Below are 17,690 nucleotides of genomic sequence, written 5' to 3'. Positions count from 1 at the left end.
AATATGGATTTTGAAAAAATTGAACAAGCTTATACGTATTTACTAGAGAATGTCCAAGTCATCCAAAGTGATTTGGCGACCAACTTTTATGATGCCTTGGTAGAGCAAAATAGTATCTACCTGGATGGTGAGACCGAGCTAGAGCAGGTCAAAGAGAACAATCAAGCCCTTAAACGCTTAGCGCTTCGCCAAGAAGAATGGCTCAAGACCTATCAGTTTCTCTTGATGAAGGCAGGACAAACGGAACCTTTACAGGCCAATCACCAGTTTACACCAGATGCCATTGCCCTCCTCTTGGTACTTGTTGTAGAAGAGTTGTTTGAACAAGGGGAAATTAGCATCCTCGAAATAGGCTCTGGTATGGGGATTTTGGGGGCTACTTTCTTGACTTCTCTTGCTAAAAAAGTAGATTACTTGGGAATCGAAGTGGATGACTTGCTGATTGATTTGGCAGCCAGTATGGCAGATGTGATTGGTTTGCAGGCAGGATTTGTTCAAGGCGACGCCGTTCGTCCGCAAATGCTTAAAGAAAGCGACGTGGTCATCAGCGACTTGCCTGTTGGCTATTACCCAGACGATGCCATCGCTTCACGCTATCAAGTGGCTTCTAGTCAAGAGCATACCTATGCCCACCATTTGCTGATGGAACAAGGCCTCAAGTACCTTCAGTCAGATGGCTATGCAATTTTTCTAGCTCCGAGTGATTTATTGACCAGTCCTCAAAGTGACTTATTAAAAGGGTGGCTCAAAGACGAAGTGAGTCTGGCTGCTATCATCGCTCTGCCAGAGGATATTTTCTCAACTGCAAGCCAAGCTAAAAGTATTTTTGTCTTACAGAAGAAAAGAGACAAGGAAATAGAACCCTTTGTCTACCCTCTTACTAGCTTGCAAGATCCGTCAGTTTTGTTGAACTTTAAAGAAAATTTTCAAAATTGGAGCAAAGGTACTGAAATATAAAAGAGATTTTGTTATAATAGATGAAAACGCTTAAAAAGAGGTATCATCTTATGACAAAAACAATTGCAATCAATGCCGGAAGCTCAAGCTTGAAATGGCAACTTTATCAAATGCCAGAAGAGAAAGTTTTGGCTCAAGGCTTGATTGAACGTATTGGATTGAAAGATTCCATTTCAACAGTAAAATTTGACGGTCGTTCGGAGCAACAAATTCTTGATATTGAAGACCACACACAAGCCGTTAAAATTTTATTGGATGACTTGATTCGTTTTGATATTATCAAAGGGTACGATGAGATTACAGGTGTCGGACACCGCGTCGTTGCAGGTGGTGAATATTTCAAGGAATCAACAGTTGTTGAGGGAGATGTGTTAGAAAAAGTTGAGGAATTGGGACTGTTGGCTCCTCTTCACAATCCAGCTAACGCAGCTGGAATTCGCGCATTTAAGGAATTGCTGCCAGATATTACCAGTGTTGTTGTATTTGATACTTCATTCCACACAACCATGCCAGAAAAGGCTTATCGCTACCCTCTACCAACTAAATACTACACAGACAACAAGGTTCGTAAATATGGTGCCCACGGGACAAGCCACCAGTTTGTCGCAGGAGAAGCAGCGAAACTTTTGGGCCGCCCTCTAGAAGATTTGAAATTGATTACCTGTCATATTGGTAACGGGGCTTCTATCACAGCTGTTAAGGGTGGGAAGTCTGTGGATACTTCTATGGGATTCACACCACTCGGCGGTGTGATGATGGGAACTCGTACAGGAGATATTGACCCTGCTATCATCCCTTATCTCATGCAATATACAGAGGATTTCAATACCCCAGAAGATATTAGTCGCGTTCTCAATCGTGAATCAGGGCTCATGGGAGTTTCTGGCCAGTCAAGCGATATGCGTGATGTGATTGCTGCCATGGAAGCAGGAGACCATGATGCGACTTTAGCCTATGAAATGTACGTCGATCGTATCCAAAAATATATCGGCCAATACCTTGCAGTCTTAAATGGGGCAGATGCGATTATCTTCACAGCAGGTATCGGTGAAAATGCTGCTTTGGTTCGTGAGGATGTCATTTCAGGTATCTCTTGGTTTGGTTGTGATGTGGATCCAGAAAAGAACGTCTTTGGCGTAACGGGAGACATCTCAACTGACGCAGCGAAAATCCGTGTCTTGGTTATTCCAACAGATGAAGAATTGGTGATTGCACGCGATGTGGAACGCTTGAAAAAATAAATAAATACACATAAAATTTGATTGTGAAAAGAAGTTGGAAAAGAGATTTTCCAGCTTTTTTTATGTAGAAAATGTCTAAAACCTTGCTGTTATTGGCTTTTTCAAAAAATATGGTATAATAGTAGTAATTTAATAGATGGAGTTGAGTTTTGAAGAAAAGCTTTCGTGTAAAAAGAGAGAAAGATTTTAAGGCGATTTTCAAGGACGGAACAAGTTTTGCCAATCGAAAATTTGTTGTCTACCAATTGGAAAACCAGCAAAACCATTTTCGAGTAGGACTGTCCGTCAGCAAAAAGCTGGGGAATGCAGTTACCAGAAATCAAATCAAGAGACGAATCCGGCACATTCTACAAGGTGTAAAAGGGAGTTTAGTAGAGCATGTTGATTTTGTCGTGATTGCCCGAAAAGGGGTGGAAACCTTGGAATATGCAGAGATGGAGAAAAACCTACTCCACGTATTAAAGTTATCAAAGATTTACCAGGAAGGAAATGGGAGTGAAAAAGAAACTACAGTTGACTAGTTTGTTGGGCTTGTCCTTGTTTATCATGACAGCCTGTGCAACAAATGGTACAGCTAGCGATATAACAGCAGACTCAACAGACTTTTGGAGCAAATTTGTCTATTTTTTTGCTGAAATTATCCGCTTTTTGTCCTTTGACATTAGTATCGGAGTGGGGATTATCCTCTTCACAATCTTGATTCGGACGATTCTATTACCGGTCTTTCAGACACAGATGGTTGCCTCTAGAAAAATGCAAGAGGCTCAACCGCGCATCAAGGCTTTGCGAGAGCAATACCCGGGTCGTGACATGGAAAGTAGAACCAAGCTAGACCAGGAGATGCGTAAGGTTTATAAAGAGTTAGGGATCAAACATTCATCCTCTCTCTGGCCGATTTTAATACAAATGCCTGTTCTCTTGGGACTCTTTCAAGCCTTGAGTCGAGTAGACTTTTTGAAAACAGGTCACTTTTTATGGATTAATTTGGGAGGAGTAGATACAAGTTTTGTCCTTCCGATTTTGGCGGCAGTCTTTACCTTCTTGAGTAGCTGGTTATCGAATAAAGCTTTGTCTGAAAAAAGTGGAGCTACGACAGGGATGATGTATGGTATGCCTGTATTGATCTTTGTTTTTGCCATCTCCGCCCCAAGTGGTGTAGCCTTGTACTGGGCTGTATCCAATGCTTACCAAGTTCTGCAAACCTATTTCTTGAACAATCCTTTCAAGATTATTGCTGAAAGAGAAGCAGTGGCGCAAGCAGAAAAAGATTTAGAAGGCAAGAAGAGAAGAGCTTTGAAAAAAGCACAGAAAAAGAAAAAATAAGGAGGAATCTGGTAATGGTATTATTTACAGGTTCAACGGTTGAAGAAGCAATCCAAAAAGGATTGAAAGAATTAGATATTCCAAGAATGAAGGCCCACATCAAGGTCGTTTCGAAAGAGAAAAAAGGATTCTTAGGCTTGTTTGGTAAGAAGCCAGCTCAAGTTGATATCGAAGCCATTAGTGAAACGACAGTGATCAAAGCCAACCAGCAGGCCATTAAAGGGGTTCCAAAAGAAGTTAATGAAAAAAATGAACCCGTGAAAACAGTAAGTGAAGCAACTGTTGATTTGGGGCATGTAGTGGAAGCCATCAAGAAGATTGAAGAAGAAGGTCAAGGTGTCTCTGAAGAGGTCAAGGCTGAAATCTTGAAAAATGAAAAGCACGCCAGCACGATTTTGGAAGAAACAGGCCATATTTCAATTTTAAATGAATTGGAACCAGAGGATACTACCGAGGAAGTGGAATCTGCTCCAGAAAAAGAAACTGAAACCCAGAAAGCAACAAGTCAATCTTTGGAAGATTTAGGCTTGAAAGTAGAACCAAGTTATGACATCGAACAAGTGGCAACTGAAGTAGCTAGCTACGTTCAAACCATTGTGGATGATATGGATGTTGAAGGGACGATTTCAAGCGACTACAATCGCCGCACTATCAATCTTCAAATTGACACTAATGAACCAGGTCGCATTATCGGCTACCACGGAAAAGTCTTGAAAGCTCTTCAGCTGTTAGCGCAAAATTACCTTTACAATCGCTATTCAAGAACCTTCTACATCACAATCAATGTCAATGATTACGTTGAACACCGTGCAGAAGTCTTGCAAACCTACGCTCAAAAATTGGCGACTCGCGTTTTAGAAGAAGGTCGTAGCCAACAAACGGATCCAATGTCAAATAGCGAACGCAAGATTATCCATCGCATTATTTCACGCATGGATGGCGTGACGAGTTACTCTGAGGGTGACGAACCAAATCGCTATGTTGTCGTAGATGCAGAATAAGCAAAGCAAAATCAGGTTCGTCCTGATTTTTTGCTAGGAAAGGAAAGATTCAGATATGCTGAAAGCAGTTAGAGAATACCTATCATTTGCAGGAGTCCAGTACCGTAATCCTGATAAAGCTGGCGATGAAAGAGAAAAGATGTTGACCTTGCGGCAAAAAGGTCAAGAGGCCCGAAAGTCTTTCACAGAATTGGCCAAAACCTTTCAAGCAAGTCATCCAGAATGGCAACTGCAACAGACTAGTCAGTGGATGAACCAAGCGCAACGCTTACGGCCGCATTTCTGGGCCTATCTTCAGAGAGACGGACAAGTGACAGAACCTATGATGGCTCTTCGTTTATATGGAACACCTACTAATTATGGGATTTCTTTGGAGGTCAGTTTCATCGAGCGCAAGAAAGATGAGCAGACTTTAGACAAGCAAGCCAAGGTTTTAGAACTTCCAGCGGTAGAAGGAATTTATTATTTAGTCTATTCAAATGGGGAAAGTCATAAGGTGGAGGCTACTGAGGAGAATCGTCGTACTTTACGCGAGAAGCTGAGAAGTCAGGAAGTCCGTAAAGTTTTGGTTAAGGCAGATGTTTCCTTCATTGCAAATCAGTCAGTAGAAGCGATATTGGAGAAGCTAGAAGAGGCTTATGCGCGCTTGCTTCCGTACTATGAAGTGACGAGGGAATAGAAAATCAAATGTGTTAGATGAACGCAAATTGTTTTATTGCTATTCTATGCATTTTTTCATATAATAGTAAAATAGGATGTGTGATTTATTAATCACCTCAAAGAGAAAGGAAATTCTATGTCAAATCTATCTGTTAATGCAATTCGTTTTCTAGGTATTGACGCCATCAACAAAGCAAACTCAGGTCACCCAGGGGTGGTTATGGGGGCTGCTCCAATGGCCTATAGCCTCTTTACAAAGCAACTTCGTATCAATCCAGCTCAACCAAACTGGATCAACCGCGACCGTTTTATTCTTTCAGCAGGACACGGCTCTATGCTTCTCTATGCCCTTCTTCACCTTTCTGGTTTTGAAGATGTTAGCATGGATGGAGTCAAGAACTTCCGCCAATGGGGTTCCAAAACGCCAGGTCACCCAGAATTTGGTCATACAGCAGGGGTTGACGCTACAACTGGTCCTCTAGGTCAAGGGATTTCTACTGCTACTGGTTTTGCCCAAGCAGAACGTTTCTTAGCAGCCAAATATAACCGCGAAGGCTTCAATATCTTTGACCACTATACTTACGTTATCTGTGGAGACGGAGATTTGATGGAAGGTGTCTCAAGTGAGGCGGCTTCATACGCAGGCTTGCAAAAACTTGACAAGTTGGTGGTTCTTTATGATTCAAATGACATCAACTTGGATGGTGAGACAAAGGATTCTTTCACTGAAAGTGTTCGTGATCGCTACAATGCCTACGGCTGGCATACAGCCTTGGTCGAAGATGGAACAGCCTTGGAAGCTATCCATGCTGCTATCGAAACAGCTAAAGCTTCAGGCAAGCCATCTTTGATTGAAGTGAAGACTGTTATTGGATATGGCTCTCCAAACAAACAAGGAACTAATGCCGTACACGGTGCTCCTCTTGGAGCAGATGAAACTGCAGCAACTCGTCAAGCCCTCGGTTGGGACTATGAACCATTTGAAATCCCAGCTGAAGTATATGCTGATTTCAAGGAAAATGTTGCAGACCGTGGCGCATCAGCTTATCAAGCTTGGACTAAATTAGTTGCAGATTATAAAGAAGCGCATCCAGAACTGGCTGCAGAAGTAGAAGCCATCATCGACGGACGCGATCCAGTTGAAGTGACTCCAGCAGACTTCCCAGCCTTAGAAAATGGTTTCTCTCAAGCAACTCGTAATTCAAGTCAAGATGCTTTGAACGTTGTCGCTGCCAAGTTGCCAACTTTCCTAGGTGGATCAGCTGACCTCGCTCACTCAAACATGACTTACATCAAAAAGGATGGACTTCAAGATGACGCTAATCGCTTGAACCGCAATATTCAGTTTGGTGTTCGTGAATTTGCTATGGGAACGATCTTGAACGGGATGGCCCTTCACGGTGGACTTCGTGTATACGGTGGTACTTTCTTCGTCTTCTCTGACTATGTGAAAGCAGCTGTCCGCTTGTCAGCCTTGCAAGGACTTCCTGTGACTTATGTCTTCACCCATGACTCTATTGCGGTTGGTGAAGATGGTCCAACTCACGAACCAGTTGAACACCTAGCAGGTCTTCGTGCTATGCCAAATCTCAATGTTTTCCGCCCAGCAGATGCGCGTGAAACTCAAGCGGCTTGGTACCTTGCCGTGACAAGCGAAAAAACACCAACTGCTCTTATCTTGACACGTCAAAATTTGACTGTCGAAGAAGGAACAGACTTTGACAAAGTTGCGAAAGGTGCCTATGTGGTCTATGAAAGTGCAGTAGATTTTGACACGATTTTGATTGCAACAGGTTCAGAGGTGAATTTAGCTGTCGCAGCTGCCAAAGAATTGGCTAGCCAAGGTGCAAAAGTCCGTGTAGTTAGCATGCCATCAACAGATGTCTTTGACGCACAAGATGCAGCTTACAAGGAAGAAATCCTTCCAAATGCAGTTCGCCGTCGTATTGCAGTCGAAATGGGTGCAACTCAAAACTGGTACAAGTATGTTGGTCTTGATGGTGCCGTTCTCGGTATTGATACCTTCGGAGCGTCTGCTCCAGCACCAAAAGTATTGGCAGAGTACGGATTTACAGTTGAAAATCTAGTCAAAGTCGTTCAAAACTTGAAATAATCAAAAAAATCAGAGTGAAAACTCTGATTTTTTATAACTATAAAAACAAGGCACAATCTTGTAAAAGTAGCTGAAATTTGATATAGTAGTCCTATGTAAAATACAAAGGAGAAAATACTATGGAAAATATTAGTCCAAATTTAACATTTGTGATCATGCTTGTAGGTATGTTTGCTTTGATGTTCTTTATGCAACGCTCTCAAAAGAAACAAGCACAAAAGCGTATGGAAAGCTTGAACAAGCTTCAAAAAGGATATGAAGTCATTACAATTGGTGGGCTTTACGGAACAGTGGATGAAGTAGATACTGAGAAAGGTACAATCGTACTGGATGTAGATGGCGTTTATTTGACTTTTGAATTGGCTGCTATCAAGACCGTTTTGCCACTCAAAGAAGCTGTGACACCAGAAGGAACAGTTGTTGACGAAGGCGGAGCAATCGAAGAATAAAACGGGACCTGTCACTCCCGTTTTTCTATGAGACAAGAGGAAAAGGGATGAAAAAAATAGTATTTGTTTGCTTAGGAAATATTTGCCGAAGTCCCATGGCAGAGTTTGTGATGAAGTCCATGACGAGCGATTACCACATCGAGAGTCGTGCAACGTCATCATGGGAACATGGCAATCCGATTCATAAGGGAACGCAAGGAATTTTCCAGCAATATCAGATTCCGTATGACAAAGATAAAACATCGCTTCAGATTGGCAGAGAAGACTTTGAATCGTTTGATTACATTATCGGTATGGATGCTTCAAACGTTTCAGATCTGCGTCACATGTGTCCTCAGGAACTACAGTACAAAATCTACTCTTTTGCATCTGAAAGTGTCCCAGATCCTTGGTATACAGGAGATTTTGAGGAAACCTATGCTCGTATCACAAGTGGATGTCAACGCTGGCTAGATCGATTAGAAAAAGAGAGTGACAATGGAAAAGCTTAAACAATTTTATGAGAAGTGTAGAGTTTACCTAACTCGTCCTGGATTAGAGCTCATTGCAGTGGTTGTAATGGTACTCTGTGTTCTTTCGGTATTTCTGCTAAATACGCCTAAAAAGGGTGTCCTGACACTTGATGGTGGAGCTCTTGTTTATGATGGCACCTTGGTACGAGGGAAAATGAATGGTCAAGGAACCCTGACCTTTGAAAATGGAGACCAATATACAGGTGATTTCAATAATGGAGCCTTTAATGGAAAAGGGACTTTCCAATCAAAAGCTGGCTGGAAATACGAAGGTGATTTTGTAAATGGTCAGGCTGAAGGTCAAGGGAAGTTGACTACAGAGCAAGAAGTTGTTTATGAAGGAACCTTTAAACAAGGCGTTTTTCAGCAAAAACAGTAGTCTCCAAGTTAGGAGACTATTTTTCAAAACCAGAAAGAAAACGCTTTCTGTGCTTGAGTTCGATAACTAACTATCAACTAGAAAAACTTTGTGAAATAAAAAAATTTTTTCCATAATTTCACAATCGTCCAGACAAAACTCTATTGCATAGCTATATTGAGAAAAAAATCACAAACTTAGAAAAATTCTTTGTGAAATACTTATGAAACTGTTTACAAAGCATAAAAAAAGGGTTATAATAAACTTGTGAAAAAATTAACAAAGGATAAAATCCTTAAAGGCTATGGAGGATAATATGGCTGATAAAAAAACAGTAACACCAGAGGAAAAACAACTTGCTGCTGAAAAGCATGTCGATGGTCTCGTGAAAAAAGCCTTGGTTGCGCTTGATGAAATGCGCAAGTTGAACCAAGAGCAAGTTGACTACATCGTAGCAAAAGCGTCTGTTGCAGCGCTTGACGCGCACGGTATTCTTGCACAACATGCAGTTGAAGAAACTGGTCGTGGGGTATTTGAAGATAAGGCAACAAAAAACCTATTTGCCTGCGAACACGTAGTGAACAATATGCGTGGAGTTAAAACAGTTGGAGTTATCGAAGATGATCCAATTACAGGTTTGACAAAGATTGCGGAACCTGTAGGGGTAATCTGTGGTGTCACTCCGACAACAAACCCAACTTCAACAGCGATTTTCAAATCATTGATTGCCTTGAAAACACGTAACCCAATCGTTTTCGCTTTCCACCCATCAGCTCAAGAGTCATCAGCACACGCAGCACAAATCGTTCGTGATGCAGCTATCGCAGCTGGAGCACCTGAGAACTGTGTGCAATGGATTACAAAGCCATCTATGGAAGCAACTGGAGCGCTAATGAACCACGAAGGTGTTGCAACTATTCTTGCAACTGGTGGGAATGCTATGGTTAAAGCTGCATACTCATGTGGAAAACCAGCTCTTGGGGTAGGTGCCGGAAACGTTCCTGCCTATGTAGAAAAATCTGCTGACCTTCGTCAAGCTGCTCATGACATCGTTATGTCTAAATCATTTGATAATGGGATGGTCTGTGCATCAGAACAAGCGGTTATCATTGATAAAGAAGTATATGACGAATTTGTAGAAGAATTCAAATCATATCACACTTACTTTGTAAACAAAAAAGAAAAAGCCCTTCTTGAAGAATTCTGTTTCGGTGTGAAAGCTAACAGCAAAAACTGTGCAGGTGCTAAACTAAATGCAAACATCGTTGGTAAACCAGCAGCATGGATTGCTGAACAAGCAGGATTTAGCGTTCCAGAAGGAACAAACATCTTGGCAGCAGAATGTGCAGAAGTAGGACCGAAAGAACCATTGACTCGTGAAAAATTGTCACCAGTTATCGCTGTCCTAAAAGCTGAAGATACAGAAGACGGTCTTAAAAAAGCTCGTCAAATGGTTGAGTTTAACGGACTTGGTCACTCAGCAGCCATCCATACAAAAGACGAAGCTCTTGCTAAACGCTTTGGTACAGAAATCAAAGCAATGCGTATTATCTGGAACTCTCCATCTACTTTCGGTGGTATCGGTGACGTATACAATGCTTTCATTCCATCATTGACACTCGGATGTGGTTCATATGGACACAACTCAGTCGGTGATAACGTGAGTGCGATCAACCTTCTAAACATCAAGAAAGTAGGGAAACGTAGAAATAATATGCAATGGTTTAAAGTTCCTTCAAAAATTTACTTCGAACGCAATTCTATCCAATACCTTCAAACATGTGAAGATATTGAACGCGTTATGATTGTTACAGACAAATCGATCGAAAAACTTGGTTTTGTTCAACGCATTATTGACCAATTGAACAAACGTAGCAACCGTGTAACTGTCCAAGTCTTCTCAGACGTTGAACCAGATCCAGATATCACAACTGTAGAACGTGGTACTGAAGTGATGAGAGCATTTGAGCCAGACACAATTATCGCTCTTGGTGGTGGTTCTCCAATGGACGCGGCCAAAGTAATGTGGCTCTTCTACGAACAACCACAAATCGACTTCCGTGACTTGGTTCAAAAATTCATGGATATCCGTAAACGTGCCTTCCGCTTCCCATCACTTGGTAAAAAAGCGAAATACATTGGTATTCCAACAACTTCAGGTACAGGTTCAGAAGTAACACCATTTGCCGTTATCTCTGATAAGAAAAACAATCGTAAATACCCATTGGCTGACTACTCATTGACACCAACTATTGCCATTGTTGACCCTGCTTTGGTTGAGTCAGTTCCAGACTTCATCGCTGCTGATACAGGTATGGACGTCTTGACTCACGCGACTGAAGCTTACACTTCAAACTTTGCTAACGACTACACAGACGGTATCGCTCTTCAAACAATCAAACTTGTCTTTGAATGGTTGGAAAAATCTGTTAAGACAGCTGATCCAGAAGCTCGCGAAAAAATGCACAATGCATCTACAATGGCTGGTATGGCCTTTGCCAATGCTTTCCTTGGTATGAGCCACTCAATGGCCCACAAGATCGGTGCGGTTCACCATACTGTTCACGGACGTACAAACGCAATCTTACTTCCATACGTTATCCGTTACAATGGTACTCGCCCATCTAAGACGACTACATGGCCTAAGTACAACTACTGGAAAGCTGATGAAAAATTCCAAGATATTGCTAGAATGCTTGGATTGCCTCACTCAACTCCAGAAGAAGCGGTTGAAGCGTATGCCAAAGCAGTTTACGATCTTGGTGAAGCAGTTGGAATCACAATGAACTTCAAAGGCTTTGGAATCGATGAAAAAGCTTGGAAAGACAGCTTGCATGAAATTGCCTTGCTTGCTTATGAAGACCAATGTTCTCCTGCGAACCCACGCTTGCCAATGGTAGCTGACATGGAAGAAATCATGGCAGATGCTTACTATGGTTATGCAGAACGTCCAGGACGTCGTAAATAATCGTTTATCAGCCTAGAGGCAGGAGTGATCCTGTCTCTTTTTGGTAAACTATGAAAGAGTTGAAATTGTAGTTTCACCTTGATAATGAAGAGAATATGCAGATAGTATAAAAGATTCTAGAGATATGCTTTGGAAATAAAAGAATGGATGAATAAAAAAGGGGAGAAAAAGTAGAAAAGCAGGAGAGAAAATCAACGCCCGTACTTGCAATTAAACTCAAATAGTTATATAATAGGTTTGTTGAAAGGTGATTTGTAGTGATTCAAGTTACTCTTTTCACAATAAAATTTTCATGATTTTCATAAGGAGGAAATCACTAATGGTAGTTAAAGTTGGTATTAACGGTTTCGGACGTATCGGTCGTCTTGCTTTCCGCCGTATCCAAAACGTAGAAGGTGTTGAAGTTACTCGCATCAACGACCTTACAGATCCAGTTATGCTTGCACACTTGTTGAAATACGACACAACTCAAGGTCGTTTCGACGGTACTGTAGAAGTTAAAGAAGGTGGATTCGAAGTTAACGGTAAATTCGTTAAAGTTTCTGCTGAACGTGATCCAGAACAAATCGACTGGGCTACTGACGGTGTAGAAATCGTTCTTGAAGCAACTGGTTTCTTTGCTAAGAAAGATGCAGCTGAAAAACACCTTAAAGGTGGAGCTAAGAAAGTTGTTATCACTGCTCCTGGTGGAAACGATGTTAAAACAATCGTATTCAACACTAACCACGACGTTCTTGACGGTACTGAAACAGTTATCTCAGGTGCTTCATGTACTACAAACTGCTTGGCTCCAATGGCTAAAGCTCTTCAAGACAACTTCGGTGTTGTAGAAGGATTGATGACTACTATCCACGCTTACACTGGTGACCAAATGATCCTTGACGGACCACACCGTGGTGGTGACCTTCGCCGTGCTCGCGCTGGTGCTGCAAACATCGTTCCTAACTCAACTGGTGCTGCTAAAGCTATCGGTCTTGTAATCCCAGAATTGAACGGTAAACTTGACGGATCTGCACAACGCGTTCCAACTCCAACTGGATCAGTTACTGAATTGGTAGCAGTTCTTGAAAAGAACGTTACTGTTGATGAAGTGAACGCAGCTATGAAAGCAGCTTCAAACGAATCATACGGTTACACAGAAGATCCAATCGTATCTTCAGATATCGTAGGTATGTCTTACGGTTCATTGTTTGACGCAACTCAAACTAAAGTTCTTGACGTTGACGGTAAACAATTGGTTAAAGTTGTATCATGGTACGACAACGAAATGTCATACACTGCACAACTTGTACGTACTCTTGAATACTTTGCAAAAATCGCCAAATAATTCTTGAGTCGATAAAAGCAAGGCCTTCTGGTCTTGCTTTTATTATATAGAAAAATGGATGATGCTATCATCCATTTTGTTTTAATTCTGTTTCGAAAGTATCTGAGAGGGCAGTAAAACTCAATTTTTCTAAGGTGAGTGGATGAGTAAAGGAAAGTCGGAAGGCATGGAGCATGAGCCTGCTTACTTTTGAATTAGAGTTATAGAGAGGATCGCCCAGAATAGGGTGCTTATGATGAGAGAGGTGAATACGAATTTGATGTGTTCGACCGGTCTTTAGTTTGCAACGGACAAGGGTAGTCTGATTTGGAAATTGCTTTAATCGACTGATATGTGTTTCAGCATATTGTCCATTTTTTGCATCAACTATTCTTTTTCTACGATCGTGGCGATCACGACCAATTTTATCTCGAAAGACAAGTTCTTTACTCTCTACTCGCCCTTCTATAAGTGCCCAGTACTCACGAGCGATTTCCTTTTTTTCCAACAAACGATTGAGAATGGGTAAGATAAAAGGATTTTTAGCAAAAAGGACTAAACCGCTTGTTTCCATATCCAGGCGATGAACGACATAGCAGGTTTGACCAATATAGGAAGAGACATGGTTGAGAAGGGCGATTTCATCAGGTTGATTTCCGTGAGTTTTCATTCCTTCTGGCTTGTTGACGATAATGAGATGTTGGTCTTGATAAACCTCTTGAACGAGGTCTGGGTTGCCCCAAAGGATTTCTTTTTTGGGATAATCTTCCTCGTCAAAAGTCAACTGGCAAATGTCACCTGGTTTGACCATCTCGTTCCAGTGAACTTCTTTGTGGTTCATTAAGATGTTCTTCTTTATTCTCAAAAAATGGCGGATTTTTCTAGGGATGAGGAGTTGTTCCTCTAGAAATTGTTTGACCGTCATTTGAGGCAAGGATTCAGGTAATGTAAATATGAATTGCATACAGATATTGTAACAAAAAAAGCCCTATTTGGATAGGGAGTAGCTAAATTCTTGAGTTCCTATGGTGAAGATGATAAAATAAACGCATGAAATTAGATAAATTATTTGAGAAGTTTCTTTCTCTCTTTAAAAAAGAAACGAATGAATCAGCGGAGTCTGATTCGACTAGCATGCGTCGTTCACGGAGCGACAGAAAAAAATTGTCCCAAGTAGGTCCAATTCGGAAATTTTGGCGTCGTTATCATCTGACAAAAATCGTCATCATTTTAGGGTTAAGTGCAGGTTTGCTAGTAGGAACCTACCTATTTGCGATAGCCAAGTCTACCAATGTCAATGACTTACAAAATGCCCTGAAAACGCGAACTCTGATTTTTGATCGCGAAGAAAAAGAGGCAGGAGCCCTGTCGGGTCAAAAGGGAACCTATGTTGAACTGACAGATATCAGTAAAGACTTGCAGAATGCTGTCGTCGCGACAGAGGACCGTTCCTTTTATAAAAATGATGGGATTAACTACGGTCGTTTCTTTCTAGCCATCCTTACAGCAGGCCGTTCTGGAGGGGGGTCCACCATCACTCAACAGTTGGCAAAAAATGCCTACCTTTCTCAGGACCAGACCGTTGAACGGAAGGCCAAGGAGTTTTTCCTTGCCTTAGAGTTGACCAAGAAATACAGCAAGGAGCAAATCCTTACTATGTACCTCAATAACGCCTACTTCGGAAATGGGGTATGGGGTATTGAAGATGCAAGTAAGAAATATTTCGGTGTATCGGCTTCACAACTAACGCTTGATCAGGCGGCCACTCTAGCAGGGATGCTCAAGGGACCAGAATTGTATAATCCATTAAATTCTGTTGAGACTTCGACCAACCGTAGGGATACTGTTTTGCAAAATATGGTTGCAGCGGGTTATATTGATAAAAATCAAGAGACCGAGGCGGCTGGAGTAGATATGGCTTCACAACTGCAAGATAAGTATGAAGGCAAAGTTTCGGATTATCGTTACCCGTCCTATTTTGATGCAGTTGTCAACGAAGCAGTTTCCAAGTACAATCTTACAGAAGAAGAGATTGTCAACAACGGCTATCGAATTTACACAGAGCTTGACCAAAACTACCAAGCAAACATGCAGGTTATTTATGAAAACACTTCGCTATTTCCAACAGCAGAAGACGGAACGCATGCCGAATCAGGTAGTGTCGCTCTAGGACCCAAGACTGGTGGAGTGCGTGGAGTTGTTGGTCGTGTAGCTGGTGATGACAAACCAGGCTTCCGCAATTTTAACTATGCCACTCAGTCTAAGCGTAGCCCAGGCTCAACCATTAAACCTTTAGTTGTTTATACACCCGCAGTAGAAGCAGGATGGGCCTTGAACAAGCAACTGGATAATCATACGATGCAGTACAACAGTTATCAAGTAGACAACTATGCGGGTATTAAGACATCTCCAGAAGTACCTATGTATCAGGCCTTGGCGGAATCACTCAACCTACCAGCAGTTGCGACTGTAAATGAATTAGGTATTGACAAAGCTTTTGACGCTGGGGAGAGATTTGGTCTGAATATGGAAAAAGTTGACCGAGTTCTTGGAGTTGCTCTTGGTGGAGGTGTGGAGACGAATCCTCTCCAGATGGCGCAAGCCTATGCAGCCTTTGCCAATGGAGGTCTAATGCCTGAAGCACATTTCATCACTCGTATTGAAAATGCCAGCGGTCAGGTCATCAAGAGTCATAAAAACTCCCAAAAACGAGTAATTGATAAGTCTGTAGCCGATAAAATGACCAGTATGATGCTAGGAACATTTACCAATGGTACAGGAATTAGTTCGTCACCAGCGGATTACGTTATGGCTGGTAAAACAGGTACGACTGAAGCTGTTTTCAATCCGGAATATACCAGTGACCAGTGGGTGATTGGCTATACTCCAGATGTTGTAATCAGCCACTGGCTCGGTTTCCCAACGACAGATGAGAGTCATTATCTAGCAGGTTCGACCTCAAATGGAGCAGCCCATGTCTTTAGAAGTATGGCGAATACCATTTTGCCCTACACTCCAGGTAGCACTTTTACAGTTGAGAATGCTTATAAACAAAATGGGATTGAACCAGAAAATACGAAAAAGCAGGCCGTTGAAAATGAGACAAACCAGTCTGAGGATCCGATAGGAGATATTCGTAGTCGTGCACAAAATCTTGTAGATGAAGCAGGACGTGCGATTTCAGAAGCTAAGATAAAAGAAAAAGCCCAGACAATATGGGACTCAATCCTTAATCTATTTCGTTAATAGGCTTGTCAAAGCCTAGGTTTCTTGTTATAATAGATAAGATGGAGGCGTTATGGCACTAAAAAAAGCAAGCCTAGCTTGTGCAGTTTGTGGTTCAAGGAATTACTCAATCAAAATTAGTGGGAACCCCAAGCCAACACGACTAGAAGTAAATAAATTTTGTAAACATTGTGGAAAATATACGACACATAGAGAAACGAGATAGGAGAGAACGATGGGTTTTATTAAGGATATTTTTAAACTTCTTAAAGAAACAACTTGGCCAACTCGCAAAGAAAGCTGGAGAGATTTTCGCTCTATTATGGAATACACAGCCTTCTTTGTGGTCATCATTTACATTTTTGACCAGTTGATTGTTTCAGGTTTGATTCGATTTATTAACATTTTTTAGAAGAAAAGTGGAAAACTTCTGCTAGCTTTCTTCTATATATGTATGAAAGGAAATATCATGGATAGTTTTGACAAGGGATGGTTTGTTCTACAAACTTATTCTGGCTATGAAAATAAGGTAAAAGAAAATCTATTGCAACGTGCGCAAACATATAACATGTTGGATAATATTCTTCGCGTTGAGATTCCAACACAAACCGTGCAAGTTGAGAAAAATGGAAAGAAAAAGGAAGTTGAAGAGAATCGCTTTCCAGGTTATGTCCTTGTAGAAATGGTCATGACCGATGAAGCATGGTTCGTCGTTCGAAACACACCTAACGTAACAGGATTCGTCGGCTCACACGGTAACAGATCAAAACCAACTCCACTATTGGAACAAGAAATCCGTGATATTCTGGTTTCAATGGGGCAAACTGTTCAAGAGTTTGATATTGACGTTGAAGTTGGCCAGACAGTCCGCATCATTGATGGCGCTTTTGCAGACTATACAGGTAAAATTACTGAAATCGATAACAACAAAGTGAAGATGATTATCTCTATGTTTGGTAATGACACGATTGCAGAAGTGAATCTCAACCAAATTGCAGAATTATAACCCCAGAGAGGCTTTGCCTCTCTTTTTATGTGCTGTTGAGGGAGGAAGAAGTATAAAACAGAGGAAGTAGACCCATGGACTCGCGCATTTTGTTAAACTAAATGCAGAAAGGAGAGGTCTATGAATCTAAAAGACTTATATGAAGAAAGCAAGGGAATCGTCCATAAGTGTCGCAAAGATTATCATTTGCATCTGTGGGAGAAAGAGGACTGGGACCAGGAAGGCATGTTATGTCTGTATGAGCTGGTGAGTCGCAATCCAGAGTTACTAGAGGGCGAGCGCCATCGACTTTATGTCTGCTTTAAAACAAAGTTTAGAAATCGTATCCTAGATTACATCCGTAAACAGGAAAGCCACAAGCGCCGTTTTGACAAAGAACCCTATGAAGAGGTGAGTGAGATTAGCCATCGTCTAGGAGAAAAAGGACTCAGGCTGGACGATTATTATCTCTTTCACGAACTTCTAAAGAATTACAAATCAAAGCAGAGTATGGAAAAACAAGAATTAATAGACCGTCTCATGGGAGGGGAAGTCTTTAGAGGACGTAAAGCTCTTCTGAGAGAACTTTCCC

Annotated in this window: 18 protein-coding genes; 17 read left to right on the top strand and 1 reads right to left on the bottom strand. The window is 41.5% G+C overall.

Annotation, left to right across the window (positions count from 1 at the left end; all coding sequences use genetic code 11):
- The first annotated feature begins 3 nt into the window (after positions 1–3).
- The 12 genes from NMM25_RS08870 to gap all read left to right on the top strand — a co-directional run bounded on the left by NMM25_RS08870 (position 4) and on the right by gap (position 12,909).
- On the top strand, positions 4–957 hold the full coding sequence (locus NMM25_RS08870) for a class I SAM-dependent methyltransferase (protein WP_254736622.1): 954 nt from the start codon (positions 4–6) through the stop codon (positions 955–957).
- 50 nt (positions 958–1,007) lie between these two features.
- The gene (locus tag NMM25_RS08865) at positions 1,008–2,198 is read left to right on the top strand and encodes an acetate kinase (RefSeq protein WP_254736621.1); all 1,191 of its coding nucleotides are present in this window, start codon (positions 1,008–1,010) and stop codon (positions 2,196–2,198) included.
- Positions 2,199–2,347: 149 nt separating this feature from the next.
- On the top strand, positions 2,348–2,719 hold the full coding sequence (gene rnpA, locus NMM25_RS08860) for a ribonuclease P protein component (protein ID WP_070568135.1): 372 nt from the start codon (positions 2,348–2,350) through the stop codon (positions 2,717–2,719).
- Positions 2,694–3,521, top strand: coding sequence for a membrane protein insertase YidC (locus NMM25_RS08855; protein ID WP_254736620.1), 828 nt, complete (start codon positions 2,694–2,696; stop codon positions 3,519–3,521). Before rnpA ends, NMM25_RS08855 begins: the two co-directional genes overlap by 26 nt.
- Before the next feature lie 14 nt (positions 3,522–3,535).
- Entirely contained in the window at positions 3,536–4,522 is a 987-nt protein-coding gene (jag, locus tag NMM25_RS08850; RefSeq protein WP_254736619.1) for an RNA-binding cell elongation regulator Jag/EloR, read from the top strand.
- A 55-nt stretch (positions 4,523–4,577) separates the two neighbouring features.
- Positions 4,578–5,201: a ribonuclease P gene (locus NMM25_RS08845; RefSeq protein WP_254736618.1), complete on the top strand. Its 624-nt coding sequence runs from the start codon at positions 4,578–4,580 to the stop codon at positions 5,199–5,201.
- A gap of 117 nt (positions 5,202–5,318) precedes the next feature.
- Complete coding sequence (gene tkt / locus NMM25_RS08840) at positions 5,319–7,295, top strand: transketolase (RefSeq protein ID WP_254736617.1); 1,977 nt, start codon at positions 5,319–5,321, stop codon at positions 7,293–7,295.
- Positions 7,296–7,423: 128 nt separating this feature from the next.
- Positions 7,424–7,744 carry a preprotein translocase subunit YajC gene (yajC, locus tag NMM25_RS08835; protein WP_025168961.1) on the top strand — a complete coding sequence of 107 codons (321 nt, stop codon included), beginning with the start codon at positions 7,424–7,426 and terminating at the stop codon, positions 7,742–7,744.
- Positions 7,745–7,791: 47 nt separating this feature from the next.
- A complete protein-coding gene (locus NMM25_RS08830; protein WP_254736616.1) occupies positions 7,792–8,235 on the top strand; it encodes a low molecular weight protein-tyrosine-phosphatase in 444 nt (147 codons plus the stop codon).
- Positions 8,222–8,635 (top strand): MORN repeat-containing protein, encoded by a 414-nt coding sequence (locus NMM25_RS08825; RefSeq protein ID WP_254736615.1) that lies wholly within the window; start codon positions 8,222–8,224, stop codon positions 8,633–8,635. The genes NMM25_RS08830 and NMM25_RS08825 overlap by 14 nt, the downstream gene beginning before the upstream one ends.
- Positions 8,636–8,930: 295 nt before the next feature.
- Positions 8,931–11,582 (top strand): bifunctional acetaldehyde-CoA/alcohol dehydrogenase, encoded by a 2,652-nt coding sequence (adhE, locus tag NMM25_RS08820; protein WP_000763996.1) that lies wholly within the window; start codon positions 8,931–8,933, stop codon positions 11,580–11,582.
- Positions 11,583–11,901: 319 nt separating this feature from the next.
- The gene (gap, locus tag NMM25_RS08815; protein ID WP_000260679.1) at positions 11,902–12,909 is read left to right on the top strand and encodes a type I glyceraldehyde-3-phosphate dehydrogenase; all 1,008 of its coding nucleotides are present in this window, start codon (positions 11,902–11,904) and stop codon (positions 12,907–12,909) included.
- 67 nt (positions 12,910–12,976) lie between these two features.
- Here gap and NMM25_RS08810 read toward each other — a convergent pair whose 3' ends face one another.
- Entirely contained in the window at positions 12,977–13,852 is an 876-nt protein-coding gene (locus NMM25_RS08810; protein WP_254736614.1) for an RluA family pseudouridine synthase, read from the bottom strand.
- A gap of 86 nt (positions 13,853–13,938) precedes the next feature.
- Between NMM25_RS08810 and pbp2a the strand changes: the two genes are divergently transcribed.
- From pbp2a to NMM25_RS08785, 5 genes are all read left to right on the top strand, one after another.
- Positions 13,939–16,134, top strand: a complete 2,196-nt coding sequence (pbp2a, locus tag NMM25_RS08805) for a penicillin-binding protein PBP2A (RefSeq protein ID WP_254736613.1) — start codon at positions 13,939–13,941, stop codon at positions 16,132–16,134.
- 52 nt (positions 16,135–16,186) lie between these two features.
- Positions 16,187–16,339 carry a 50S ribosomal protein L33 gene (gene rpmG / locus NMM25_RS08800; RefSeq protein WP_001809375.1) on the top strand — a complete coding sequence of 51 codons (153 nt, stop codon included), beginning with the start codon at positions 16,187–16,189 and terminating at the stop codon, positions 16,337–16,339.
- Between the two features lie 9 nt (positions 16,340–16,348).
- Entirely contained in the window at positions 16,349–16,525 is a 177-nt protein-coding gene (gene secE / locus NMM25_RS08795) for a preprotein translocase subunit SecE (protein ID WP_000505776.1), read from the top strand.
- Between the two features lie 57 nt (positions 16,526–16,582).
- Positions 16,583–17,119 carry a transcription termination/antitermination protein NusG gene (gene nusG, locus NMM25_RS08790; protein WP_000376732.1) on the top strand — a complete coding sequence of 179 codons (537 nt, stop codon included), beginning with the start codon at positions 16,583–16,585 and terminating at the stop codon, positions 17,117–17,119.
- 120 nt (positions 17,120–17,239) lie between these two features.
- The coding region (locus NMM25_RS08785) for a sigma-70 family RNA polymerase sigma factor (RefSeq protein ID WP_254736612.1) at positions 17,240–17,690 on the top strand (451 nt) is incomplete at its 3' end.

The sequence above is a fragment of the Streptococcus sp. CF10-1 genome (assembly GCF_024295825.1).
Taxonomy (GTDB): Bacteria; Bacillota; Bacilli; order Lactobacillales; family Streptococcaceae; genus Streptococcus.
This window is presented reverse-complemented; position numbering and strand designations above follow the sequence as displayed.